The sequence below is a fragment of the Bacillus cereus ATCC 14579 genome (assembly GCF_000007825.1).
Lineage (GTDB): Bacteria > Bacillota > Bacilli > Bacillales > Bacillaceae_G > Bacillus_A > Bacillus_A cereus.
This window is the reverse complement of the sequence record NC_004722.1, coordinates 4627133-4652001: the sequence shown is the minus strand read 5'-3', so window position 1 is coordinate 4652001 and position 24869 is coordinate 4627133. Positions and strand designations below refer to the sequence as shown.

Below are 24869 nucleotides of genomic sequence, written 5' to 3'. Positions count from 1 at the left end.
GAAAGTCGTTTTTTTATGGCAGTTTTGAGAACACTAATCTATAGAACAAGGAGGGAATTATGAAAAAAATATGTGTAGTTATGACAATGCTATGTGCGTCTTTTTTCTCTTCTCCAAGTGATTCTTTCGCGAAAGAATCAAGAGAACAGCTTTTAGAGAGTGCATTATCAAATAGGTACTATTCAGTTATTAGACAAGTGAAAGAAGATCAATATGAATGTGCTTCAGTTATAAATATAAAGCGTCTCGGCAAGAAAGATGAATTTGTTCCTAGGTATGAAGTGAAGCTACAATTTCTTACATTTCAAGGAGCGCATAATCCCCCGAACGATAGAGTTACGCTTACTTTGGAAGACCATTTAGATCACGTAAAGATAAAGAAAGTGGAGCGAGAAAAGAATGTTTCTGACGCTATTGCAGAAAAAGTTTGTGAACGGGAAAAAGAAAAAATAAAAGCTCACTCTAATGACTTAGAGTGATAACCTATGCATTTAGTAAAGAAAGGTAATGAGTGATGGATATATTTTTAGCGATTTTACCAGCTATATTTTGGGGAAGTATTGTGCTATTTAACGTAAAACTGGGCGGGGGACCGTATAGTCAAACGCTCGGAACAACGTTTGGAGCACTTATTTTCTCAATTGTTGTTTATATTTTTATGAAGCCAGTATTAACACCTACCGTTATCGGAGTTGGAGTTGTGTCAGGTTTATTTTGGGCGCTTGGTCAGGCAAATCAATTGAAAAGTATTGATTTAATGGGTGTTTCGAGGACGATGCCAATTTCAACAGGCCTTCAATTAGTCGCGACGACTTTATTTGGCGTTATCGTATTTCATGAATGGTCCACGACAATATCGGTCGTCCTTGGGATTTTAGCGCTCGTTTGTATTATTATCGGTGTTATTTTAACATCGCTTCAAAGTGAAGAAGAAAAGAATGCAGAGCAAGCAGCAAACTTTAAAAGAGGTATCGTAATTTTATTAATTTCAACAGTCGGCTATTTAGTTTACGTAGTAGTGATTAGACTATTTAACGTAGATGGTTGGTCAGCTTTGTTGCCACAAGCAGTTGGTATGGTGTTAGGTGGGATTTTGCTTACCTTTAAACATCATCCATTTAATAAATATGCAATCCGAAATATTATTCCAGGATTAATTTGGGCAGCTGGAAATATGTTTTTATTCATTTCGCAGCCGCGTGTTGGAGTCGCAACAAGTTTCTCGCTATCGCAAATGGGAATTATTATTTCCACGCTTGGTGGGATCCTTATATTAGGTGAAAAGAAAACGAAACGTCAATTAACGGGTATCGTTGTCGGTATTGTTTTTATTATCGCAGCCGGAATTATGTTAGGTATAGCCAAAAGTTAAAGGAGGTATGGAAATGTATAGTGATTTAGCAGGGAAAGTTGTCGTTATTACAGGATCAGCAACTGGTCTTGGAAGAGCGATGGGAGTGAGGTTTGCTAAGGAAAAAGCGAAAGTGGTTATTAATTATCGCTCACGAGAATCAGAAGCGAATGATGTGTTAGAAGAAATTAAAAAGGTAGGCGGCGAAGCGATTGCTGTAAAAGGTGATGTAACCGTCGAATCAGATGTTGTGAATCTCATTCAATCTGCTGTGAAAGAGTTTGGTACGCTTGACGTTATGATTAATAATGCAGGGATAGAAAACGCGGTACCGTCGCATGAAATGCCGCTTGAAGATTGGAATAGGGTAATTAATACAAATTTAACAGGTGCTTTTTTAGGAAGTCGTGAAGCGATTAAATATTTTGTAGAACATGATATTAAAGGTTCTGTCATTAATATGTCTAGTGTTCATGAGAAAATTCCGTGGCCACTATTTGTGCACTATGCAGCGAGTAAGGGTGGTATTAAACTGATGACAGAAACGTTAGCGCTAGAATATGCGCCAAAAGGTATTCGAGTAAATAATATTGGACCAGGTGCAATTAATACCCCGATTAATGCAGAAAAGTTTGCTGATCCTAAAAAACGTGCTGACGTAGAAAGTATGATACCGATGGGCTATATTGGAAACCCTGAAGAAATTGCAGCAGTAGCAACTTGGCTCGCTTCTTCAGAGGCGAGTTATGTAACGGGCATTACGCTATTTGCAGATGGTGGAATGACGTTATATCCATCGTTTCAAGCTGGGCGTGGGTAATAAAAAAGGACGAAGAGATAAAACTCTTCGTCCTTTTTTTACAAAAAAAAATAGCGGCCGGCTATTTTAAATTTAGTGATTAATTGTATCTTGAAGAAATTCTGTTGCTTGATGTTCAGAAACATTTTGTACGAGTGCAACTTCACTGATCATCATTTTTCGGGCGTTATCTAGCATTTGTTTTTCACTCGCATTTAAAGTTCTCTCTTTATTGCGGCGAAGTAAATCCCGAACAACTTCTGCGCTATCTTGTAAATTGCCGTTTTTCATTTTTTCCATATTCATTGTATATCTTTGTTTCCATGAGAGTGATGGGTCTGACTCCCCGTTTTGAAATTCAAGAAGTATATCATCTAACGTACCTCGATCAACGATATAACGAATACCTGATTTTTTTAATTGATCCATCGGAAGCATTACTTGCATATCTTTACTAATGATGCGTATCACACAATATTGACGTGAAGTACCTAATATTTCTTTCTCTTCAATTGCTTCGATGATTCCTGCACCGTGCATTGGATAAACGATTTTATCACCAATTTGAAACAAATCATCCACCTCCATATGTGGTAACCACTTTTAATGATAGCATACGTATGTAAAAATGTCAAATTTTATATAATAACATAATATTTATATTCGAGTCAATAAGATAAAGTGCTTTTTTATGCTTTTTTTTTGGGACCTTATTTATCGTGATTTTTTTAGAAAAATAGTACAGGTGAAGAAAGAAGGCATATCCACTTATTTTTAAGCATAAAATGTAAAAGCGCTAATACAATATACCTAAATCCGTTCTTTGCAAAGGAGGGAGAGAAGGTGGGGCGCACAATAAAAATTGATATTACAAATAAAGTTGTAGCTAAATTTAGACAAAATTATTTGGAATTATATACGAGTAAATTTATGATAGGTAAGTTTTATGTCTATACTGAAGATAAAGAATATGTGTTAGAAGACGGATATATATATGAGAATGGAAAGTTTTATCGCATCATAGATACGCACCGTGGCAATAATCAAGCGGCCGAGGGCTGCGATCTAGGACGGTGTTAACATGATTCGTGTGAAAGTATTTGATGAAAGTCACGAAAAAGACTTAGAAGACGCTGTGAATGTGTTTTTGAAAAAGATTGATGATAGCAACTTTGTAGATATTAAGTATCAAGTTGGTGTTTCTATTAACGACGATGAAAACCAAATTTATTGTTTTTCAGCAATGATCGTTTATAAAGCATAAAAAAGAGCTGGCTCACCCAGCTCTTTTTTTATGTTTTATGTTGGGACAACATGTGTCGGTAATACGTTCATAATAGATTGGGTTGTGCCTAATTTCTTTGTCGTTAAAAGAGGCTCCCCTGTTTCATGGTTTTGGGCATCTTTACACATACCAAGGTGATAACGATCACCTAAAAATGGATCAATATAAAAACCGTTTTTGAATACTTTATCATTTGGATGTTTTTCATGGTGAATATCAGAGCAGTTAATACAATAGAACATAGCTTTCATCCCCTTTTTATTTTTGTTTGAAAAAAGTGAGTCGGTAGTCATTTCGCTCCTGAGGAAATGTTGAGGAGAAGAGAAATAACTACCTACTCAAATGGTGGGCATATTCCTTCTGACTTTGTCATATCTCGCGTATTGTCCCTTGAGGGAAGGAGGAGAGACGAAGTACGCATGATATAAGTAAGGCGCTTCTTTCAAGATGAATGATGGAGTTTCATGTTGAAAGAAGTTTTTATTTTGTATTGCCTTTGTGAGTATATTATGAGGAAATGCTAAGAGGGTGTTTGTCCTGTTGAAAAAATGTTGAGAATTTCTCAACAGTAAAAGAATTAGCGTTGACATGAAACTAAAAGGTGTTATATTATCGAAGTATAACCAAAAGGTGTTATGTTGTAACGCCGAGTAAAGGAGAATGAAAATGGAACAACAAAATACATTAAATGATATTAAACAAACAATCGTTTTTAACGCGTCTATTCAAAAGGTATGGAGTGTAGTATCAACTGCAGAAGGGATTGCGTCATGGTTTATGCCAAATGATTTTGTATTAGAGGTAGGACATGAATTTCATGTGCAATCACCATTTGGGCCATCACCATGTAAAGTATTAGAAATTGATGAACCAAACCATTTATCTTTCTCATGGGATACAGATGGCTGGGTTGTTTCATTTGATTTGAAAGACTTAGGAGATAACAAAACAGAATTTACGTTAATTCACGGCGGCTGGAAACATCCTGATGAAATTCTTCCGAAAGCAAATGCGAAGAGCTCTATTATTCGCGATAGAATGAGCGGTGGTTGGGTAGCGATTGTAAATGAAAAACTGAAAAAGGTTGTCGAAGGCTAAGTGTCCTCGTCAGCAGCGAAATATGATGTATTTCAAGCAATTGCTGATCCAACCCGCCGAGAAGTAATACGGTTATTAAGTGACAAAGAGTTACCGATTTCCAAAATAACGGATCATTTTCCGATGAGTCGTACTGCGGTTGTAAAGCACCTTCATATTCTTTCGGAAGCGAATTTAGTAAGTGGAAGAAAAAGCGGAAGAGAGAAGATATATCGTTTGCATCCAGAACCATTAGAAGAATTACAACAATGGCTCTCGTATTATGAACGTTTTTGGGATAATAAATTATCCATGCTGAAACATATTGTGGAGAATGAAGAATAAAAAGGATGACCAAAATGGTCATCCTTTTTATTGTTGCTCACTTGTTTGTGTAGCTGGCTTTAATAAGAGCCAAGCGATAATTAATGTAAATACTGCTAATACGAAAGTGCTCATATAAATGACGTGTACGCTTGATGCTAATGCAGATTGCGATTCGGTTACTACGTTTGCTGTAGTACCGCCATGTCCACCAGATACAAGATCAAGATTTTTAATACCACGTGCGTGAATCATCGTATTGAAGATTGTACCGAATATTGCAGCACCTAACGTTTGACTAAATGTATTAATAAATGTGTTTAAACCAACAGCTGTTCCGCGTGTATGAGCTGGTACGGCTGCTTGAATTGTTACCATGTAAATCGGTGTCACAAGCCCCATTCCTAAGCCGAATAATCCGACTGCTACATAAATAAGGAACGATGGTGAATTTGTTGATAGTGTAAATAATAAGAACGTAGCGACTGATAAAATGCTAGCTCCAAGTAAAATGATTTGTTTCGTTTTTAATTTGCCTACTAAGTTACCAGAGAAAATAGCGCCAAATGTCCACATAACAGGAATTGGCATTAAAATAAGTCCAGCTTCTGTAGCGTTTTTCCCTAATACACCTTGGCTCCAAATTGGAAGGTACATTGTAATACTAATAATCATTGCGCCAGCAATAAGAGTTAATATATTTATCGTAGATAATGTACGGTTAGAGAAAAGTGCTAGCGGAATTAATGGTTCCGGAGATTTCTTCTCGATGAATAAGAAAATAATAAATGAAATAGCGGCAAAGATTAATAGGCCGATAATTGTCATGTCTCCCCAGTTTTGCTTACTGCTACCTGTTAATAATGCATATAGTAGAGCGATTGTACTTAATGAGAAGACTGTTGCACCAAGATAATCGATATGATGCTTAGCAGGTTTAATAGATTCTTTGTAGTAAATTGCAATCATTAAGCAAGCGATAATTCCGAATGGAACGTTTAGGAAGAAAATATAACGCCAAGAAAGGGAATCAACTAAAAATCCACCTACTAACGGTCCGATAACACCGGATACACCCCAAACGGCACTCATCCAACCTTGTGCTTTCGCGCGGTCTTTCGCTTCGCTATATAAGTCTCCAATAATCGTCATTGTGATTGGCATAACAGCACCAGCACCGATACCTTGAAGCGCGCGGAAGAAGATTAATTGTTCCATCGATGTAACGACTCCGCAAAGTGCAGAACCGACTAAAAAGATTGTAGCTCCGATCAGTAAAACTTTTTTACGGCCAAATAAATCAGCGAGCTTTCCGTATATTGGAGTCGAAACAGCTGTTGCAAGCATATAAATTGCATATACCCAACTAACAAGTTCGACGCCTGACAAATCACTCGTTATACGAGGGATTGCTGTACTAACAATCGTTCCTTCTACCGCAGAAAGAAACGTCATTAACATTAAAGACATCATGACTTTTTTTCTCATTTGTTTTCCCCTTACCCTTTTTAAATATTCAACAATATAAAATATAAAGGTACTAAGGTATATAAAGCAACAAAAAAGCAATGGAAAGTTACATGGAGCAGATGTTTGTCGCTTCTTGTCGGTAAGTCGATATATTTGAGAAATCGCCGATAATGATTTCATGGCAATATTAAAAAAGAAACAGGAATCCCTGTTTCTTTTTTTAATATTGCATTTTCGCGTTTTCTCCAGCAGTCGTTCCAGCAATTCTACCAGTAACAAGGGCTGATGTAATATTATAGCCACCAGTATAACCATGAATATCAAGAACTTCTCCGCAGAAATATAAGCCGTTCGTAAATTTAGAAGACATTTCTTTCGGATTAATTTCTTTCACGGATACACCTCCGCCAGTAACGAATGCTTTTTCAATTGACTGCGTACCATTTACATTCACAGTAAACTCTTTAAAGTCTTTCACAAGTGCACGAATCTTTTCGTGAGAAACTTGTCCAGCTTGTTCGCTGCCGTCAATTTCATTTTTTTCTAATAAGAATAGGAAGTAACGTTCAGGAACATAACCTTTTAAAACGTTTTTAATTCCTTTTTTCGGATCTTCTTTCATTTGTTTCAGCATGCGCTGAAATAGTTGTTCACTATTTTCCTCTGGCAATGCATCAATACTCATTTGTATTGTATTCGTTTTAAACTTTTTCAGTGCTTTCACGACGAATTGGCTACAGCGAAGAGCAGCAGGTCCAGATAGGCCGAAATGAGTGAAGAGCATGTCCATTTTGTGAGAAATGATAGCTTTTCCTTTCGGATTTAATACACTTAAGTTTATATCACGTAAAGCAAGACCTTGTAATGAGCGGTCACGTATAAACGGCTCGTTTGAAAGGATAGGTACTTCTGTTGGGAATAATTCTGTGATTGTATGACCCGCTTTTTCAGCCCAAGCATATCCGTCTCCAGTAGATCCAGTTTGAGGAACTGATTTTCCGCCAACAGCGATAACGACGTGATTTGTTTCTAACACTTCGCCTGTTTGCAGTATAACTGCTTTTGTTTGACCATTTTCATATTCAATCGTTTCAACAGGCGTATTTGTACGAATTTTTACACCTAAGTCTTTTAATCGTGTTAAAAGTGCGTCTACAACAGATTGTGCTTTGTTTGACACAGGGAACATGCGACCGGGGTCTTCTTCTTTCAATTTAACACCGAGATTTTCGAAGAATGTAATAATATCTTCATTATTAAAAATAGAAAAAGCGCTGTATAAGAAGCGACCGTTTCCTGGTATATGTTTAACAATTTCATCAAGTGGTAGACGGTTCGTTACGTTACAGCGTCCGCCACCAGAAATTGCAAGTTTACGCCCAAGTTTATTTCCTTTATCAAGAAGTAAGACATTTGCGCCTTCTTCTGCAGCACCAATTGCAGCCATTAGCCCAGAAGGACCGCCGCCGATGACAATAACATCATAATGCATAATATATCGACCTCATTTTCTACATTTCCTGCCTAAAAGAATAGCATGTTTTCCCTTAAAAGAAAAATAGAGTGAAGTACTGCTTAATGAGAGAATTGTGGTACAATACAAAAGTTAGAGTTCAGCACTATCCTGCCATTTGTAGGCGATAAGACTAAAACCTCAAGATTTAGGAGAAGTAAATAGGGAGTCTGTTAGCCTGTAAATGCTCGAATGGTTCAACTAATAAGGAGTAGGAGAGAAGTCTCCAACTAATTATAGTTTCACTTTATGTAGATGTAGGAGGATTTTTGTATGTCCGATTCGAAATTTCTGCGCGGAACGCTTATTGTTACGCTAGGGACATTTTTAGTAAAGTTCTTAGGCATGATTTACGTCTTTCCGTTTCATGCATTAGTAGGAACAGAAGGCGGAACGCTCTATACATATGGATACATTCCATATACGATCTTTTTAAGTATCGCAACGGCAGGTGTGCCACTTGCTGTTTCAAAATTTGTTTCCAAATATAATGCGCTTGGCGATTATAAAACGAGCCGGAGAATGTTCCGCTCGGGAATGGTTATGATGATAGTAACAGGAGTTCTTTCGTTCCTAGTACTGTACATGACGGCGCCATTGTTTGCAGAAGCGATGCTTGGTAAACAAAGTATACACAATAATGTAGGAGAAGTTACGACGATCATTCGTCTTGTAAGCTTCGCGCTTATTGTTGTACCAGCAGCGAGTTTAATTCGTGGTTATTTCCAAGGTCACCAGTCTATGGGACCAACTACCGTTTCACAAATTATTGAACAAATTATTCGTATCGTCTTTTTATTAGCAGGTAGTTTTATCGTTATTAAAGTACTTGGCGGTACTGTTGCAACAGCAGTTGGAGTAGCGACATTTGCTGCGTTCGTTTCAGCGGTTGGAGCACTCGGTGTGTTAATTTGGTACTGGCTAAAACGTAAAAAATATTTGGATCAATATTTAATTGAACAAACTGTACCAGAATCAACAGTAAGCACCGTTCAATTGTTTAAAGAGTTATTTGCATATGCGATTCCTTACGTTGTAATTGGGTTAACAATTCCTTTATATCAACAAATTGATACATTGACATTTAACTCAATTATGCAGGCGATTGGTCAAGGTGATATCGCAGAGCGAGCTCTCGGTATTTTCACAATGTGGACGCATAAGTTAATTATGATTCCTGTATCACTTGCAACAGCGTTTAGTTTAACGCTTGTACCAGCAATCACAAAATCATTTACTGAAAAACAATACCGCTATTTGAAATTACAAATTACACAAACATTCCAGGCAAATATGTTTTTAACATTGCCAGCAGTTGTCGGTATTTCTTCACTTGCATATCCAATTTATACTGCGTTTTACGATTCAGATCCACTAGGTGGACAAGTATTAATGTGGTATGCACCAGTTGCGTTGTTATTCGCTTTATTTACAGTAACAGCAGCAATCCTGCAAGGTATTAACCAGCAGAAGCATGCGATTATTGCGCTTATAATGGGCGTTATTTTGAAATTTGTATGTAACGTAATCTTTATTCGTTATTTCGGTACAGTAGGAGCAATTCTAGCGACAGCAGTTGGTTTCTTAGCTTCTGTTTGGTACACAAATCAACAAATTAAAAAATACGCACACTATTCATTCGGTGTTGTATATAAAAGAACATTCCAAATTGCAGTACTGACACTTATAATGGTCGTTGCTGTAAAACTATCACAATGGATTCTATCCTTCATGATTTCGCCTGATGGCCGTATTGGTGCTCTTATAACAGTTGCGATTTGTGCAGGTATTGGCGGTCTTGTTTACGGATTGTTAGCAATTCGCACAGGAGTACTTGAAAGAGTATTTGGTGGAGAAGCATTAGATAAAATTCAACGTAAACTTGGTAGTAGATTTAAAATAAAGTTGAAATCAAGAGGGGCGTAATTACGTCCCCTTTTCTATGATAAATAAAGAAGGTGAAAAACGTGAGATTAGATAAATTATTAGCAAATATGGGATATGGAAGTAGAAAAGAAGTAAAGAAATTATTGAAAGATGGCGTTGTGAAAATTGATGGAACGCCAGTAAAAGATGCGAAAGTTCATGTAAATGTAGAAGAGCAAGAAGTTATGATTCACGGTGAAGTTGTGGAATACAAAGAATTTGTTTACTTAATGATGCATAAACCACAAGGTGTTATTTCAGCGACGGAAGATGATAATCATGAAACAGTAATAGATTTATTAGAATTAGAAGATGCAATCTTTGATCCGTTCCCAGTTGGACGACTTGATATCGATACGGAAGGCTTCTTATTGATAACAAATGATGGGAAGTTATCACATCAATTATTATCTCCGAAAAAGCATGTGCCGAAAAAATATTATGCACACGTTGCAGGAGTAGTAACAGAAGAGGATGTAAAAGAATTTGCTAAAGGTGTTATTTTAGACGATGGCTATGAAACAAAGCCAGGTGCACTTACAATATTGAAAAGCGATGATATTTCTGAAATTGAGCTTGTGATTACGGAAGGGAAATTCCATCAAGTGAAGCGTATGTTTGAAGCGGTAGGAAAAAAAGTAGTCTACCTAAAGAGAACAGAGATGGGTCCGTTAGTATTAGATGAAGAACTAGAACTTGGACAATACCGAGAGCTAACAGATGAAGAAGTAGAAATGTTAAAAACATATCAAGTAGATACTGAAAAGTAGTACCTTTATAGGCGCAGAAAAGACCCCTTTCTAATTATTAGAAAGGGGTATGTATTTATTTACCATACAATTATTTTTCGTTATGAGGTCATTCTCACTTTCTTTCCTGTTGTTGTCCACTTACCGCGGCAAGGGCTATACACGAGTTCATTAAACTGCAACACATTTAGATCACGTTGTATCGTTCGCGGTGTGATCCCGAACTCATCTACAAGGTCTTTCGTCGTTACCGTTCCGTTTTCATTGATGTACATATAAATTGATTTAATGCGTGTTAGCATACGAGTAGTTGTAGGTTTCAAGAGAAAACCACTCCTCTACTAGTTTTTTTGACCCCATTCAGGAAAGAAGGTCGTTACTACCATTGTACTCTACATGATAAAATTCATGCTTTAATCTACTTAAATTTTACAGAAATTTAACAAATATTCATATAGAAAAATATTGGTAGTTGACATTGTATATATGGTCAGTCAACTAACACATAAAATTCTACGTAAAACGCCAAATTCCTGCAAATTTTTTTGAAAAAACAAAAGAAAAACTAATAAGAAATATCTGAAATATTACAATTGTTCGGTATTTAGTTTTCGTGTATAGCATAAGAGATTTCGGTTTGTTATGATGAAAGAAACAATATAGTGAAGGATGGATGCGTGATGTCAGCAATTAATTGGACAGAAGAAGTTGCGAAACGAAAAGATGATTTAATTCGTGATACACAACAATTTTTACAAATTAAAAGTGTATGGGAAGAAGAATCTGCGAAAGAGGGCGCACCATTCGGTGAAGGTGTAGAAAAAGCTTTATCTTTCATGTTACATAAAGGAGAAACTGAAGGTTTTACTTCTAAAAATTTAGAAGGATATGCAGGTCATCTTGAAATGGGGCAAGGAGAAGAATTAGTAGGTATTCTCTGTCACGTTGACGTTGTACCAGAAGGAGATGGCTGGACGACTCCTGCATATAGTGCAGATATTCGCGACGGAAAGATTTTTGCACGTGGTGCAATTGACGATAAAGGCCCAACGATGGCAGCATATTATGCGATGAAAATTGTGAAAGAATTAGGCTTACCTCTTTCCAAACGTGTTCGTATGATTATAGGAACAGATGAGGAAAGCAATTGGAAATGTGTAGATCACTACTTTAAAAACGAAGAAATGCCAACAATCGGTTTTGCGCCAGACGCGGATTTTCCAATTATTAATGCAGAAAAAGGAATTTCTGATATACAAGTTGTGCAAAATGGTAGTGAAGAGAAAAAAGGTACATATGAACTTGTTTCATTTGATTCAGGGCGCCGTTTAAATATGGTTCCTGATTTTGCAGAAGCGGTTATTACAGGAGAAGATGTAAATGCACTTACAGTAGCATATGAAGAGTATTTACAAACTGCTAAAAAAATAGGGAAATCGACTATAGAAGGAAATACAGTGACGTTGCAAATAGAAGGAATTTCAGCGCACGGATCTACTCCTGAAAAAGGAGAAAATGCAGGTTTATTATTAGCAAACTTCTTAACTACAGTTTCACTTGATGGAAAAGCAACTGCATTTGCGACATTTGCAACAGAAACATTTACTGGTGATATTTTTGGTGAAAAAGCTACTATTGCTTACAAAGATGAAATTAGCGGTCCGTTAACAGTGAATGTCGGTCGCATTTCTTATACGAAAGAAAACGGTGGTAACTTAGGGCTAAACGTACGTTACCCAGTTACAACTAACTTTGAAGAAACAATTGTGAAGTTGAAAGAATATGTTGGTACGCATGGTTTTGAAGTGGCTGACTATTCTAATTCTCGCCCACATCACGTCGATAAAGATCACGTATTAATCCGTACGTTACAACGTGTGTATGAAGAACAAACAGGTGAAAAAGCAGAACTATTAGCAATCGGCGGCGGTACTTATGCTCGTTCATTAAAAGCTGGTGTGGCATTTGGCCCGCTATTCCCTGGAAAAGAAGAACTTGCGCATCAAAAAGATGAGTATATCGAAATTGAAGACTTATTGAAAGCAACAGCAATTTACGCGCAAGCAATTCATGAATTAGCGAAGTAATGGATATATAAATAATGTCCGCTCTCTATTTTGGAGAGCGGCTTCTTTTTACCTGAATGAGATAAGAAAGAAAAGCAACAATAGAAAAGAAGGAGAAGATGTACATGGAACTGCATTATTTTGTCGCAATTACGTTACCGAATCATATAAAAGAAATGCTGTCTAACTATAAAGAGGATATGCAAGAGGAATTACAATTTCGTTCATGGGTACATAAAGAAGACTATCATATTACCCTTTCATTTTTAGGGAGTGCAACGGGGGAACAATTAGAGGGAATAAAGAATGGATTAAAAACAATTGCAGAAACAAAAGAACTATCGTTCACATTACAAGGTTTTTCAACGTTTGGTAGGGAAGATCAGCCTCGTATTTTTTGGGCGAAGGTAAGTGAGAATCACGATTTGTTTCAGTTGCAAAAGCAAATACATGCCATTTGTGAAGAAAATGGATTTTCTCTAGAAACACGCCCATATCACCCGCATATTACCGTTGCTCGTAAATGGATAGGAGAAGAAAAGTTTCGTTTAGAAAGTATAAAAGAAGTGCCTGAAATATCATTTCAAGCAGATACAATTACTTTATACGAATCCCACGTGAAAGAAACCCCGAAGTATAAATCGATTGCTGAAATAAAATTACAAAAATAGAATGTTGAAAACGTTTTTTATGCAGGTGAATATACTATAGAGAAGAATGGAGTTACTGTATAGAGTCTTGTTGATAAGAAAAGCCTTATCATTTGCAGCTCATTTTATCTCGCCTAATTGGTGAAGGCTAATAATAAGTGAGGATGGAGAAATTTTCTCGCTCATTAAAGTTTCACTTTATTTTAACTTTGAGAATGATGGTGATTTTTTTATGTTGAAAGTAAAACGTCCATTTGATGCCTATTTAGATGAAATGAATAAAATTACAATTTTGCTCCCACATGCGTATGGAACAAGTCGGACATTTCGTTTGCAAGAAGGAAGTAATGTGAAAGATTTACCGATTGCTCATACTATTGCGCTTCCAGATGCAACGAAGTATGAGTGCTTTATAGAAGAGCCGCTAGATGTGGGGAAGTATTATACAGTACGAGATGAACGGAATGAAGAAACTGATTTACAAATAGGTGCTGTTATTCGAACAAAAAGTTTCGATGAAAAGTATTATTACGAAGGTACAGATTTAGGTGCTGTTTATCAAAAAGAAGAAACGACATTTAAAGTATGGGCCCCAACTGCAAGGCTTGCGAAAGTAAGAATTTATAAGAGCGATAAAGAATATACCGATCATGAAATGTACAGGGGAGAAAACGGGAGTTTGGATTCCAAACATTACAAGGTGATTTAAACGGAGCACGCTATACATTTCTTGTTTGTATTAATTTAATATGGAACGAAGCTGTGGATCCTTATGCAAAGTCGGTGACGGTAAATGGAAAACATGGTGTTGTTATCAATTTAGAAAAAACGAATGTAACAAGACGAGAGGGATTACCAACATTACAATCAATGACAGATGCCATATTGTATGAACTGCATATTCGTGATGCGACTATACATCCAAATAGTGGAGTAATTCAAAAGGGAACATATAAAGGATTGATGGAAGAGGGAACAACAGGACGGAATGGGACATTAACAGGGTTGTCTCATATAAAAGATTTAGGTGTTACACATGTTGAACTATTACCTTTATATTGTTTCGGTGGTGTAGATGAGGCGAATCCTTCGTCCGCCTATAATTGGGGATATAATCCATTATATTACAATGCACCAACAGGATATTATGCTACAAACCCCTCTGATCCGTATAACAGGATAGTTGAGTGCAAACAACTAATTGAAACATTTCATAAACAAGGTATTAGGGTGATTATAGATGTTGTATATAATCATGTTTATGAAAGAGAGCTATCATCATTTGAAAAGCTTGTTCCAGGATATTATTTTCGTCATGGTGAAGATGGTATGCCTTCTAATGGGACGGGAGTCGGAAATGATATAGCGTCTGAACGGAAAATGATGAGGAAATTCATTGTAGAGTCTATTTTATATTGGCTTACTGAATACAATGTCGATGGATTCCGATTCGACTTAATGGGAATTTTAGATGTTGATACAATGAATATGATAGAAAAAGAAGTGCGAAACATAAAAAGAGATGCTTTGTTATTAGGAGAAGGATGGGATTTACAAACACCGCTTCCTCGTGAGGAAAAAGCAACGTTAAATAATGCGAAGAAAATGCCACATATCGCGCAGTTTAATGATCAATTTCGTGATGGGATAAAAGGGAGTACATTTCATATAAATAAGCGTGGTTTTGCATTTGGTGGGCATGTAGACTGTAATCATTTGCAGTATATTGCAGCAGGAAGTCTTTTAAGTATGAAAGAAACAGGGCTGTTTCTAGAGCCAGCGCAAAGCATTAACTATGTAGAATGTCATGATAATATGACGATGTGGGATAAACTAGTGCGCAGTAATGAAGAATCAGAAACGATTTTGAAAAAACGTCACCTGTTAGCGAGCGCAATGGTTATTCTTTCACAAGGCATTCCTTTCTTACACGCAGGGCAAGAGTTTTATCGTACGAAGAAAGGAAATGAAAATAGTTATAATGCAAATGATAAGATCAATCAATTAGATTGGGATCAAAAAGAGAAAGAGATAGAGACCGTTAACTATATAAAAGGTTTAATTGCGATTCGTAAAGAGCATGGGGCATTCCGATTACAAAGCGCAGACCTTATAAAAAAACATATGACTTTTTTACAAACATCTATAGAAGTACTTGCATATCACCTAGAGCATGTAGAAACGTTTGGGCCGTGGAAAGAGATTATCGTCTTATTTAATAGCGGTTTAGAAGCTAAAACTGTGCAACTTCCGAAAGAAGTAACGTGGCATGTGTTAGTAAACGAAAACGAAGCGAAAATAGAGCCAATTTCTTCATTTAGAGGAAAGGAACTTAAGCTCGCTCCAATTAGCACGTATATATTGACGATAATGTGACAAATCGCTACTTGACGATGAGAATGTAATAAATGTAGAATTGACAAAGGTGACGATTTTGATAAGTTGTCATTCTATGACAGGTTTTGTAAAATAAAATAGAGGATTTTTGGCTTAGGCTAATTTTTCTTTTCATTTACAGTAAAATATATGAATCCACAACATGTGTAGAAATGTTGCGGTTTTTCTTTTCATAACTATAAAAGATAAGGATTTGTTAACGGGTAATGAATATGGAATGGTTGGAACAATTATTAGGAAAAGAGTGGAGTCTTGTACCGGCTGGTGGAGTAACGGGCGATGCATATATTGCGCAAAACGGACAACAGAAGTTATTTTTAAAGCGGAATACATCGCCCTTTTTAGCGGTATTGTCAGCAGAAGGAATTGTTCCAAAATTACTTTGGACAAGAAGGGTAACGAATGGTGATGTAATTTCTGCTCAAAAATGGCTTCCGGGACAGAAGCTAGAGCCAGAGGATATGAAACTAGAACGTGTTGCGAAACTTTTGAAGAAAATACACTCCTCTAAAGCGCTTGTACAGATGATTCAAAGACTTGGGAAGCAGCCGCTTCACGCACAAGAGTTATTACAACAACTGCAACTCGTTTTAAGAGGAGATATAAGGGATGATGAAACAATTCAGCAAGGCCTTCAATATTTAATGGATTCATTAAAAGCTATTGAATACAATGAATTCGTTGTATGCCATTGTGATGTAAACCATAACAACTGGCTATTGTCGGATGAAGATGAATTGTTTTTAATTGATTGGGATGGAGCTGTAATTGCTGACCCAGCTCTAGACCTCGGTATGTTATTATATTGGTACATTCCGCGCCAGGAATGGAGTGAGTGGCTCGGTTACTATGATATTGAAATGGATGAATCGCTGCTTAGGCGTATGAGATGGTATGTGATAGCACAAACGATTTTGTCTATTCAATGGCATACAACAAAAAAACAGCAAGCAGAAGCTGAATATTGGCATCAATATTTACAGCAACTACTTGCTTCAGAATGATACTTAAGAAAAATTGTCCATTCCAGCAATCCACTGAGTAAGTTGTTCTTGATTATTGGAAATATGGTTGTCCAAATTAGAGGAAGATTTACCCGATTGACTATAAGAATATACATCGTTTAGCATTGTTTTAGCGTCACTACTTATATTATCGTTTGCGAGTAACGATTGAATGAGGCGCTCTAATTGCTCGCATTCTGAAACTGTCCCGCAGCAATCACTTTGGTGGTTGACTAAAATATCTTTCAGCACTTCTAATTGATGTTGTTGATTAATTGGCATGAACGGATCATCCTTTCGATTGTTTTTCTCTTCAAATGTAAGAGAAAAAGCTGTTTCGTCATGGAATGTTTAATGCTGTATGTAGTTTTTATCAAAATGGTACATCTTATACTTGAAAGAAACGGACCGAGTGCTCGTACGTACTTGGTTTTTTGTTTGGTAGATTGATTAAAAAAGAAAGAAGGAATTATTCCTTTAAAATAGCTATGTAAAGAGAGGGAAACATCTATGCGTTTAAGACATAAACCGTATGCAATGGATCGAATTAATGAATATTCACATATCGTAATCGGAAACCCAGAGGAGCGCGCTGGTAGCTGGAAAGAAGTATTTGGAAACGAACAACCAATTCACATTGAAGTAGGTACAGGTCGTGGCCGCTTCATGTATGATATGGCGAAAGCGAATCCACATATTAATTATATTGGAATTGAAAAATTCACAAGTGTTGTTGTAGATGCACTTGATAAATTAATTGAAGAAGAATTACCAAACTTAAAGTTAATTAATAAAGATGCTGAAGATTTAACAGTTTTCTTTGCGAAAGGTGAAATTGATCGCGTTTATTTAAACTTCTCAGATCCATGGCCAAAGAAACGTCATACGAAGCGTCGTTTAACGTATAAAACATTTTTACGTAATTACGAAGAAGTGTTAGTAGAAGGCGGAGAAATTCATTTCAAAACAGATAACCAAGGTTTATTTGAATATTCTCTTATGAGTATGGCTGAGTACGGTATGTTACTAACGTACTTAAGCTTAGATCTTCATAACAGCGACTTTGAAGGTAACATCATGACTGAATACGAAGAGAAATTCTCTAGTAAAGGTCATCGTATTTACCGAGTTGAAGCAAAATATCGTACAGAGCCTATGCAGTAATGCGTAGGTTTTTTTACATCTAAAATAATCAGAATTTTATGTTAAGATTAATTGAAAAGGGGGATGTGTAATGGAACAGTTACAAATTGGAGATATAAAAGTAACGTGGTTAAAAGGCGGGAATACACATTTAGATGGAGGAGCAATGTTTGGAGTCGTGCCGAAAGTACTTTGGTCACGTAAATATAAACATAATGATACAAATCATATTTATTTACGAACAGATCCGTTACTTTTGCAAACAAAAGATGGAAATATGCTCATTGATTCCGGGATAGGAAACGGTAAGTTGAATGAGAAGATGAAACGAAATCAAGGTGTAACAGAAGAATCATCGGTTTATGAATCATTAGAAAAATTAGGATTAAAGCCTGAAGATATCGACTACGTCTTGATGACACATCTTCATTTTGATCATGCATCTGGTCTAACAAAATGGGAAGATGATCACCTTGTACCGTCATTTCCAAATGCGAAAGTTTACGTAAGTGAAACAGAATGGAATGAAATGAGGAATCCAAACATTAGATCACGTAATACATATTGGAAGGAAAATTGGGAGCCAATTGTAGATCAAGTTGTTACGTTCCAGCAAGAAATAGAAATTACAGATGAAATCAAGATGGCGCGTACGGGTGGTCATAGTGATGGACATGCAGTTATCGCTTTGGAGAGTCAAGGGGAAACGATGCTACACTTAGCGGATCTCTTACCGACGCATGCGCATCAAAATGTATTATGGGTAATGGCATACGATGATTATCCGATGACCTCGATTGAAAATAAGCAAAAGTGGATGAAGTATGGTGCTGAAAAAGAGGCATGGTTTACGTTTTACCATGATGCATATTATCGCGCTGTGAAGTGGAATGAGGAAGGGCATATCGTAGAAAAAATAGAACGGAAAACGAGTATAGAAGCATAAAAATAGGAGGTTGTTCCATCATATTTATTGGAGCAGCCTCTTTTTTATTGTCGGGTTTTGTTGATAAATCGATATAATTGGGAAATCGCTGATATAATTTTAATCAATACCCACAATTAAAAAATAAGAGGTTCACCTAATGGGAACCCTCCTTTTTATGCTGCTATAACCTCTAAAACAGTACCTGTTTTAGCATCAACTAAAAATTCAAATCGTTCTTGTATATCATTTAACATTGTTGTAAGACCGCCGCGATAAACTTCATATGCGACATCATATTTTTCAAATGTCTCTGGAACCATATGTACCCAAGAGCCAGTAATTTCACCTTTATGACTTAATGCTTGTTTCACCATTTTCAATGCTTTTTCTGAAGAAATATGGGATTGTTCTTGTACTTTGTTTGCAACGAGATAACCAGCTGCGAACCCAACGCCAAGACCTGCTACTAAACCTTTCCAGCTCATATATTCACCTCAATTCTATAAAATAAAAATAGTGTACCGATAATAATTATAAAGCAAATACAGCTAAAAAAGAAGAAACTAGAAACATTTCGAAAATTTCGTTACAATAAAAGAGGTATTCTACTAAGGTTTGAAAGAAGGGGACTTCGTGAATAAAGAGACATTACAATTATTTCGTACGTTAACAGAATTACAAGGTGCATCAGGTTTTGAACATGATGTACGCCGTTTTATGAAACAAGAATTAAGCAAATATGCGGATGAAATTGTACAAGACGGTTTAGGTAGCGTATTTGGTCTGAAAAAAGGGGACGAAACTGGCCCGCGTGTTCTTGTAGCAGGTCATATGGATGAAGTAGGTTTCATGGTTACGCAAATTACGAAAAACGGAATGCTTCGTTTTCAAACGTTAGGCGGCTGGTGGAGCCAAGTTTTATTAGCACAGCGTGTACAAGTTATGACGAAGAATGGTCCTGTTATTGGGGTTGTTGGTTCTATTCCTCCTCATTTATTAAGTGACGCGCAACGTGCAAAACCGATGGATATAAAAAATATGTTAATTGATATAGGTGCAGATAGCTATGAAGATGCGATTGAGATTGGTGTAAAACCAGGACAACAAATCGTGCCAATCTGCCCGTTTACACCGATGGCAAATGAGAAGAAAATTATGGCGAAAGCTTGGGACAACCGTTACGGATGTGGTCTTGCAATCGAATTGTTAAAAGAATTAAAAGATGAAACATTACCAAACACTTTATACTCTGGTGCTACTGTACAAGAAGAAGTAGGCCTCCGCGGAGCGCAAACAGCTGCAAATATGATTCAACCAGATATTTTCTATGCGCTTGATGCAAGTCCAGCAAACGATGCATCTGGTGACAAAACACAGTTCGGTCAATTAGGAAAAGGTGCTCTTCTTCGTATTTACGATCGCACGATGGTAACACATAGAGGAATACGCGAATTCATTTTAGATACAGCAGAAACAAACAATATTCCGTACCAATACTTTATTTCACAAGGTGGTACAGATGCGGGCCGTGTACATACAAGTAACTCTGGTATCCCATCAGCAGTAATTGGTGTTTGTGCACGCTACGTTCATACACATGCTTCAATTTTACATGTTGATGATTATGCAGCGGCGAAAGAATTAATTACGAAGCTTGTAAGAACAACAGATAAAACGACGTTAGAGACAATTAAGAATAACGCGTAGAGAGGAAGAAGGGCTGAAGAGCCTTTCTTTTTTTAGCTTGAATAGATGACCCATCCATGAGTGGGAGCGGTCAGTGCCTAATTGGTGCTCGAATGGTGTATTAAGACCCTGGATAGGAAAAGAGAGGAAGGCTGTTTTTGTTTTTGAAGACGGTAATGTTGTTAGAAAAAACCTTCTTTTTTAGATTGAATAGATGACCCAGCGATGAGTGGGAGCGGTCAGTGCTTAATTGGTGTTCGAATGATGTATGAAGACTCCAAGTAGGAAGTGAGAGGAAGGCTGTTTTTGTTTTTGAAGACGGTAATGTTGTTAGAAAAAACCTTCTTTTTTAGGCTGAATAGATGACTTGGTGATATGTGGTAGTGGTTGATGCTTAATTCGTATCTGATAGGGATATTAGAATAGAATGATGAATTTTTATAGAGGTGAACGAAATGGAAAGTAGTAGTAGGATCAAAGAATAAAACGAAGGTTGGCGCTGTGGAGAAGGTTTGGAAAGATGCTGAAATTACATCTCTTTCTGTTCCGTCAGGAGTATCAGCTCAGCCTTTCTCAGATGAAGAGACGATGCAAGGAGCGATTAATAGAGCGAAGCGAGCGCTAGAGGAAGGAGAAGCTCCAATTGGTATTGGGCTAGAAGGCGGCGTAATGAAAACGGAGCACGGTTTATTTATGTGTAACTGGGGCGCGCTAGCAACAATGGATGGGAAAGTATTTGTGGCCGGAGGAGCGCGTATTACGTTACCAGACGATTTTTTAGCACCTCTTGAAGATGGTAAGGAATTAAGCGAAGTGATGGAAGAGTTTGTGCAGCGAAAAGATATTCGTAGTCACGAAGGTGCTATCGGTATTTTTACAGATGATTATGTCGACCGCACGGAATTATTTGTACACGTTGTTAAGTTGTTAGTTGGGCAATATAAGTATGACAAAAAGCAAGCATAAACCTTGCACCGTACGCGATGTATGGTAGTATAAAAGAAAGATTATAACATGAAAAATGCACCCGTTAGAGGAGGAAATATAGATGAAGTCATTAGAAAGCATGGAGCAATTCCAACAGTTAAAAAATGAAGAGAATGTAGTCTTTATGTTCTCAGCAGAATGGTGCCCAGACTGCCGCTTTGTAGATCCATTTATGCCAGAAGTAGAAGAGAAATATAGTGATTTCTCATTTTACTATGTAGATCGTGATGAGTTTATTGATCTATGTGTAAAATTAGACGTATTTGGCATTCCGAGCTTTGTAGCGTACAATAAAGGTGAAGAAACTGGTCGCTATGTAAACAAAGATCGTAAAACACAAGAACAAATCGAAGAGTTCATTGAAGGTTTAAAATAAGGCAATTTGCCAATTGAATTGTAAAACAACCTCTACCTTCGCGGGGGAGGTTATTTTTTTGGAAGGGAGGAAAAAAGAGATGAAGATGACAAGTAAAAAGATGAAAGATGAGTTAATAAAGAAATTATCTCGCCCAGAATGGGACTTTCAGTATGATAGTGAGAAAGAAGTTTTACGTATTGAACAAAAAGACTCCAAAAAAGGTATTAACGTATCGCTTCCAGGAGTTGTGGCAAAATGGGAAGTGAACAAGGAAAAGGCAATTGAAGAAGTTGCTTATTACGTACAAGAAGCGCTAATTGCGATGCATAAAGAAGAAAATAGCGGAGCGAAAATTTTACCTGTTATTCGCTCTACTTCTTTCCCGAAACAAGCAGAAGAAGGAAATCCGTTTATTATGACGGATCATACGGCGGAAACACGTATTTACTACGCGCTAGATTCGAATAAAACGTATCGACTAATTGATGAGCGTCTATTACAAAAATTAGAACTTACAGAACAGCAAGTGCGTGAAATGGCATTATTCAACGCACGCTCATTAGGTTATGAATTTAAACAAGACACAGTAGCGGGTAATACATTCTACTTTTTAAACACAAATGATGGGTATGACGCGACTCGTATTTTAAACGAATCGTTACTACAATCGATGCGTGAAAAGATTTCTGGTGACATGGTTGTTGCTGTTCCTCACCAAGATGTATTAATTATTGCTGATATCGTCAACGAAATCGGTTATGATATTATTGCACAAATGACAATGAAATTTTTTGCCGAAGGGCATGTTCCGATTACATCACTTTCATTCGTATATGAAGATGGAGAATTTGAACCAATCTTTATTTTAGCGAAAAATCGGAAGAAGACAGATGGAAAAGAGAAAGGATGAACGAAGTGAACGTTTTTTACAACCTTGAAGGAATTGGTGACACTTTAATTGTTGCCTTACAAGATATTACTTTAGAGAACCGTACTTTTGATCGCAAAGGAGATGTTGCACGCGTATATGATCGTGAAAGCAATGTAACAGCAGGATTCAACATCTTTAATGCATCTTCTTACTTAGAAGTAAAAGAAACAGGCAACCTTACATTAACGAAAGAGCTTGTAGAGAAAATCAACGAAATTTTAGCGAAGAATGGCTTTGAAGAAACAGTAGAAGCAGATCTTTCTCCGAAATTTGTTGTAGGCTATGTAGCTGAAAAAGAAAAGCATCCAAATGCTGACAAGCTAAACATCTGTAAAGTAGAAATCGGTACAGAAACATTACAAATCGTATGTGGTGCACCAAACGTTGATGCAGGACAAAAAGTTGTCGTTGCAAAAATTGGTGCTGTAATGCCAAGTGGTATGTTAATTAAACCAGCAGAACTTCGCGGTGTTCCTTCTTCTGGAATGATCTGCTCTGCACGTGAATTAGAGCTTCCAGATGCTCCACAAGAAAAAGGTATTCTTGTATTAGAAGATAGCTTTGAAGTTGGACAAGAGTTTAAATTTTAATTGATATAAGAAAAGAGAGGTTGTCCTTTTGGGCAGCCTCTCTTTTTGTTTTGTCATTTTTTGTTGGTAAGTCGATATTCCGTGTCGAATCGTTGATATATGTAGAGTTACGATAGATATATTTGAAAAATCGTTGATATATGTAGAGTTGTGACAGATATATTCAAAAAATCATTCATATTATAAGGATGTCACCTTTTTTCTTAAAATCTATATTGTATTTTATAAACAAACTAGTTAAAATTTAGAAAAATAGAAGGGGATAGACGTATGAAACAACAAATAAAAATCGCAGAACTTCTAAAACGAATTGAAACTTCAAAACAGCAAGATATTGAGCTAGGTACTTATGAAATATATGTGTTTAGTGAAAGTGAATTAGAAAAAGGACAAATCGGTTACCGATACGATAAACATAAAAATTCATTAATAAGTGAAGAAAACGGAAAGTGGCAAGAAGGATGGATTACAATTGGATATGAAACGGATATGGGCGATCCAGTTTTCGTAAATATAGATGATGACGCTTATCCGGTTTATACTGCAGAACGTGGTACAGAAAAATGGCAGCCAGTTTATATTGGAAATATGGATGAGATTATAGGGCAATTATAAGAAAAACTTTGAATCCGGTGCAAAGTGATGGGAGAGAAGTATGAAGTATATAAAAATAATGAGCATGATTGCATTCATTGGAATATATATGGCCGGTTGTTCACAAGAGCAGCCGAAAAAAGAAACTACATCTTCTATACAAGAGAAAAACAAAGATACCAAAGAAGACGCACCGGTAGAAAAGCAGCAAGAACAAGAAAAGAATGAAGAGTCACAAGCAATTCAAACGAATGAGCAAGTAGAACATAAGCAAGAGGAAGTATCATCTGAGGAAAAGAAAGAAGAAACTACGCCAGTACAGCCAACTGAGCAACCAGTGCAAAATAATGAACAAAAAGTAGAGGGTAATGAAAAACAAGAGAAGTTTCTCGTTGTTATTGATCCAGGACATCAACAAAAAGCGAATTTAAATTTAGAGCCAATTGGACCAGGGGCAACAACGCAAAAATATAAAGTGACAGACGGTACAACAGGTGTTGTGACGAAAAAGAGAGAGGCTGTACTTGTATTAGAAATGGCTTTTTTATTAAAAGAAAAGCTTGAAGCAAAAGGGATACAAGTATTAATGACGAGAACATCACAAGACGTTGATATAAGTAATAAAGAACGGGCGACATTCGCAAATAATCATAAGGCGAATTTATTTTTACGTCTTCATGCAGATGGTTCTGAAAATCCAAACGAAAGTGGGTTTGCTGTATTGACGCCGGCAGAAGGAAGTCCGTATACGAAAGAGATTTATGCGGAAAGTCTTCAAATCTCTCAAATGATTGTAAATAAAATGAGGGAGAACCAGCAAGTAAAAGTAAATGGAATTAAATTTCGGGATGATCTTTCTGGATTTAATTGGGCAAAGGTTCCTGGTGTGTTATTAGAACTTGGGTTTATGTCAAACTATGAAGAAGACAAAAAATTATCTGACCCGCAGTATGTAAATTCTTTATTGCAAAGTGTAACGGATAGTGTAGATGCATATCGGAAGAGTAAAGCTTAAACGCAGTCTTACATGAAAGGCTGCGT

The 24869-nt window shown here is 36.7% G+C and carries 28 protein-coding genes and 1 pseudogene; 22 read left to right on the top strand and 7 right to left on the bottom strand.

The genetic code is table 11. The annotated features are described in order from the left end of the window. Nucleotides 1–59: 59 nt before the first annotated feature. Genes BC_RS23530 through BC_RS23520 form a run of 3 tightly spaced genes read left to right on the top strand, consistent with a single transcriptional unit; the run spans nucleotide 60 to nucleotide 2171 of the window. Nucleotides 60–479: a DUF3888 domain-containing protein gene (locus BC_RS23530; protein WP_000717683.1), complete on the top strand. Its 420-nt coding sequence runs from the start codon at nucleotides 60–62 to the stop codon at nucleotides 477–479. Nucleotides 480–514: 35 nt separating this feature from the next. Further along, on the top strand, nucleotides 515–1372 hold the full coding sequence (gene glcU / locus BC_RS23525) for a glucose uptake protein GlcU (protein ID WP_000350861.1): 858 nt from the start codon (nucleotides 515–517) through the stop codon (nucleotides 1370–1372). Between the two features lie 13 nt (nucleotides 1373–1385). Next, nucleotides 1386–2171: a glucose 1-dehydrogenase gene (locus tag BC_RS23520; protein ID WP_000286674.1), complete on the top strand. Its 786-nt coding sequence runs from the start codon at nucleotides 1386–1388 to the stop codon at nucleotides 2169–2171. Between the two features lie 72 nt (nucleotides 2172–2243). On the opposite strand, the gene BC_RS23515 is transcribed toward BC_RS23520, so the two are convergent. Then, nucleotides 2244–2738, bottom strand: coding sequence for a CarD family transcriptional regulator (locus tag BC_RS23515; RefSeq protein ID WP_000451443.1), 495 nt, complete (start codon nucleotides 2736–2738; stop codon nucleotides 2244–2246). Nucleotides 2739–2993: 255 nt separating this feature from the next. On the opposite strand from BC_RS23515, the gene BC_RS23510 reads away from it, so the two are divergent. Further along, the gene (locus BC_RS23510; RefSeq protein WP_000533806.1) at nucleotides 2994–3230 is read left to right on the top strand and encodes a DUF2553 family protein; all 237 of its coding nucleotides are present in this window, start codon (nucleotides 2994–2996) and stop codon (nucleotides 3228–3230) included. 1 nt (nucleotide 3231) lies between these two features. Then, a complete protein-coding gene (locus BC_RS23505) occupies nucleotides 3232–3414 on the top strand; it encodes a sporulation protein Cse60 (protein ID WP_000621751.1) in 183 nt (60 codons plus the stop codon). Between the two features lie 35 nt (nucleotides 3415–3449). Here the strand turns inward: BC_RS23505 and BC_RS23500 are convergent, their stop codons facing one another. Then, nucleotides 3450–3677 (bottom strand): DUF3973 domain-containing protein, encoded by a 228-nt coding sequence (locus tag BC_RS23500; protein ID WP_000498989.1) that lies wholly within the window; start codon nucleotides 3675–3677, stop codon nucleotides 3450–3452. Between the two features lie 424 nt (nucleotides 3678–4101). Between BC_RS23500 and BC_RS23495 the strand changes: the two genes are divergently transcribed. Further along, nucleotides 4102–4533: an SRPBCC family protein gene (locus BC_RS23495; RefSeq protein WP_000437765.1), complete on the top strand. Its 432-nt coding sequence runs from the start codon at nucleotides 4102–4104 to the stop codon at nucleotides 4531–4533. Then, the gene (locus tag BC_RS23490; protein WP_000098837.1) at nucleotides 4534–4857 is read left to right on the top strand and encodes an ArsR/SmtB family transcription factor; all 324 of its coding nucleotides are present in this window, start codon (nucleotides 4534–4536) and stop codon (nucleotides 4855–4857) included. It begins immediately after the preceding gene. Nucleotides 4858–4884: 27 nt separating this feature from the next. On the opposite strand, the gene BC_RS23485 is transcribed toward BC_RS23490, so the two are convergent. Both BC_RS23485 and BC_RS23480 read right to left on the bottom strand, forming a co-directional pair. After that, complete coding sequence (locus BC_RS23485; RefSeq protein WP_001228021.1) at nucleotides 4885–6324, bottom strand: MDR family MFS transporter; 1440 nt, start codon at nucleotides 6322–6324, stop codon at nucleotides 4885–4887. Nucleotides 6325–6526: 202 nt separating this feature from the next. Beyond that, nucleotides 6527–7798 carry an NAD(P)/FAD-dependent oxidoreductase gene (locus BC_RS23480; RefSeq protein ID WP_000558868.1) on the bottom strand — a complete coding sequence of 424 codons (1272 nt, stop codon included), beginning with the start codon at nucleotides 7796–7798 and terminating at the stop codon, nucleotides 6527–6529. A 294-nt stretch (nucleotides 7799–8092) separates the two neighbouring features. On the opposite strand from BC_RS23480, the gene BC_RS23475 reads away from it, so the two are divergent. Continuing rightward, the gene (locus tag BC_RS23475) at nucleotides 8093–9745 is read left to right on the top strand and encodes a putative polysaccharide biosynthesis protein (RefSeq protein ID WP_001284028.1); all 1653 of its coding nucleotides are present in this window, start codon (nucleotides 8093–8095) and stop codon (nucleotides 9743–9745) included. Nucleotides 9746–9786: 41 nt separating this feature from the next. Then, nucleotides 9787–10515, top strand: a complete 729-nt coding sequence (locus BC_RS23470; protein WP_001234947.1) for a pseudouridine synthase — start codon at nucleotides 9787–9789, stop codon at nucleotides 10513–10515. A gap of 80 nt (nucleotides 10516–10595) precedes the next feature. Here BC_RS23470 and BC_RS23465 read toward each other — a convergent pair whose 3' ends face one another. After that, complete coding sequence (locus tag BC_RS23465; protein ID WP_000805512.1) at nucleotides 10596–10817, bottom strand: DeoR family transcriptional regulator; 222 nt, start codon at nucleotides 10815–10817, stop codon at nucleotides 10596–10598. Nucleotides 10818–11174: 357 nt separating this feature from the next. Here BC_RS23465 and pepV point away from each other — a divergent pair, with 357 nt between their 5' ends. The 4 genes and pseudogenes from pepV (at nucleotide 11175) to BC_RS23445 (ending at nucleotide 16611) form a co-directional block, all read left to right on the top strand. Next, complete coding sequence (gene pepV / locus BC_RS23460; RefSeq protein WP_001274260.1) at nucleotides 11175–12581, top strand: dipeptidase PepV; 1407 nt, start codon at nucleotides 11175–11177, stop codon at nucleotides 12579–12581. A 104-nt stretch (nucleotides 12582–12685) separates the two neighbouring features. Next, complete coding sequence (gene thpR, locus BC_RS23455) at nucleotides 12686–13231, top strand: RNA 2',3'-cyclic phosphodiesterase (protein WP_000418986.1); 546 nt, start codon at nucleotides 12686–12688, stop codon at nucleotides 13229–13231. 211 nt (nucleotides 13232–13442) lie between these two features. Beyond that, nucleotides 13443–15586: pseudogene (gene pulA, locus BC_RS23450) on the top strand (type I pullulanase). Between the two features lie 227 nt (nucleotides 15587–15813). Continuing rightward, nucleotides 15814–16611 carry a phosphotransferase family protein gene (locus BC_RS23445; protein ID WP_001986674.1) on the top strand — a complete coding sequence of 266 codons (798 nt, stop codon included), beginning with the start codon at nucleotides 15814–15816 and terminating at the stop codon, nucleotides 16609–16611. 3 nt (nucleotides 16612–16614) lie between these two features. Here the strand turns inward: BC_RS23445 and BC_RS23440 are convergent, their stop codons facing one another. Continuing rightward, nucleotides 16615–16893: a YtzH-like family protein gene (locus tag BC_RS23440; protein ID WP_001122235.1), complete on the bottom strand. Its 279-nt coding sequence runs from the start codon at nucleotides 16891–16893 to the stop codon at nucleotides 16615–16617. A gap of 228 nt (nucleotides 16894–17121) precedes the next feature. Here BC_RS23440 and trmB point away from each other — a divergent pair, with 228 nt between their 5' ends. Together trmB and BC_RS23430 are read left to right on the top strand one after the other, a co-directional pair. After that, nucleotides 17122–17775, top strand: a complete 654-nt coding sequence (gene trmB / locus BC_RS23435) for a tRNA (guanosine(46)-N7)-methyltransferase TrmB (RefSeq protein ID WP_001239385.1) — start codon at nucleotides 17122–17124, stop codon at nucleotides 17773–17775. 70 nt (nucleotides 17776–17845) lie between these two features. After that, nucleotides 17846–18700 carry a YtnP family quorum-quenching lactonase gene (locus BC_RS23430; protein WP_000436855.1) on the top strand — a complete coding sequence of 285 codons (855 nt, stop codon included), beginning with the start codon at nucleotides 17846–17848 and terminating at the stop codon, nucleotides 18698–18700. Nucleotides 18701–18855: 155 nt separating this feature from the next. Here BC_RS23430 and BC_RS23425 read toward each other — a convergent pair whose 3' ends face one another. Further along, nucleotides 18856–19167, bottom strand: coding sequence for a PepSY domain-containing protein (locus BC_RS23425; protein ID WP_000118543.1), 312 nt, complete (start codon nucleotides 19165–19167; stop codon nucleotides 18856–18858). A gap of 148 nt (nucleotides 19168–19315) precedes the next feature. On the opposite strand from BC_RS23425, the gene BC_RS23420 reads away from it, so the two are divergent. The 7 genes from BC_RS23420 to BC_RS23390 all read left to right on the top strand — a co-directional run bounded on the left by BC_RS23420 (nucleotide 19316) and on the right by BC_RS23390 (nucleotide 24843). Continuing rightward, the gene (locus BC_RS23420; RefSeq protein WP_001031514.1) at nucleotides 19316–20389 is read left to right on the top strand and encodes a M42 family metallopeptidase; all 1074 of its coding nucleotides are present in this window, start codon (nucleotides 19316–19318) and stop codon (nucleotides 20387–20389) included. 480 nt (nucleotides 20390–20869) lie between these two features. Next, nucleotides 20870–21334, top strand: coding sequence for a DUF84 family protein (locus tag BC_RS23415; RefSeq protein WP_000416993.1), 465 nt, complete (start codon nucleotides 20870–20872; stop codon nucleotides 21332–21334). A gap of 82 nt (nucleotides 21335–21416) precedes the next feature. Then, on the top strand, nucleotides 21417–21731 hold the full coding sequence (locus tag BC_RS23410; protein ID WP_000838193.1) for a thioredoxin family protein: 315 nt from the start codon (nucleotides 21417–21419) through the stop codon (nucleotides 21729–21731). 79 nt (nucleotides 21732–21810) lie between these two features. After that, nucleotides 21811–22623 carry a DUF1444 domain-containing protein gene (locus tag BC_RS23405; RefSeq protein ID WP_000784588.1) on the top strand — a complete coding sequence of 271 codons (813 nt, stop codon included), beginning with the start codon at nucleotides 21811–21813 and terminating at the stop codon, nucleotides 22621–22623. After that, on the top strand, nucleotides 22620–23234 hold the full coding sequence (gene ytpR, locus BC_RS23400) for a YtpR family tRNA-binding protein (protein ID WP_001006770.1): 615 nt from the start codon (nucleotides 22620–22622) through the stop codon (nucleotides 23232–23234). Before BC_RS23405 ends, ytpR begins: the two co-directional genes overlap by 4 nt. A 270-nt stretch (nucleotides 23235–23504) precedes the next feature. Then, nucleotides 23505–23849 carry a hypothetical protein gene (locus tag BC_RS23395; protein ID WP_000813166.1) on the top strand — a complete coding sequence of 115 codons (345 nt, stop codon included), beginning with the start codon at nucleotides 23505–23507 and terminating at the stop codon, nucleotides 23847–23849. Between the two features lie 40 nt (nucleotides 23850–23889). Further along, nucleotides 23890–24843, top strand: coding sequence for an N-acetylmuramoyl-L-alanine amidase (locus tag BC_RS23390; RefSeq protein WP_000874046.1), 954 nt, complete (start codon nucleotides 23890–23892; stop codon nucleotides 24841–24843). Nucleotides 24844–24869 lie beyond the last annotated feature (26 nt).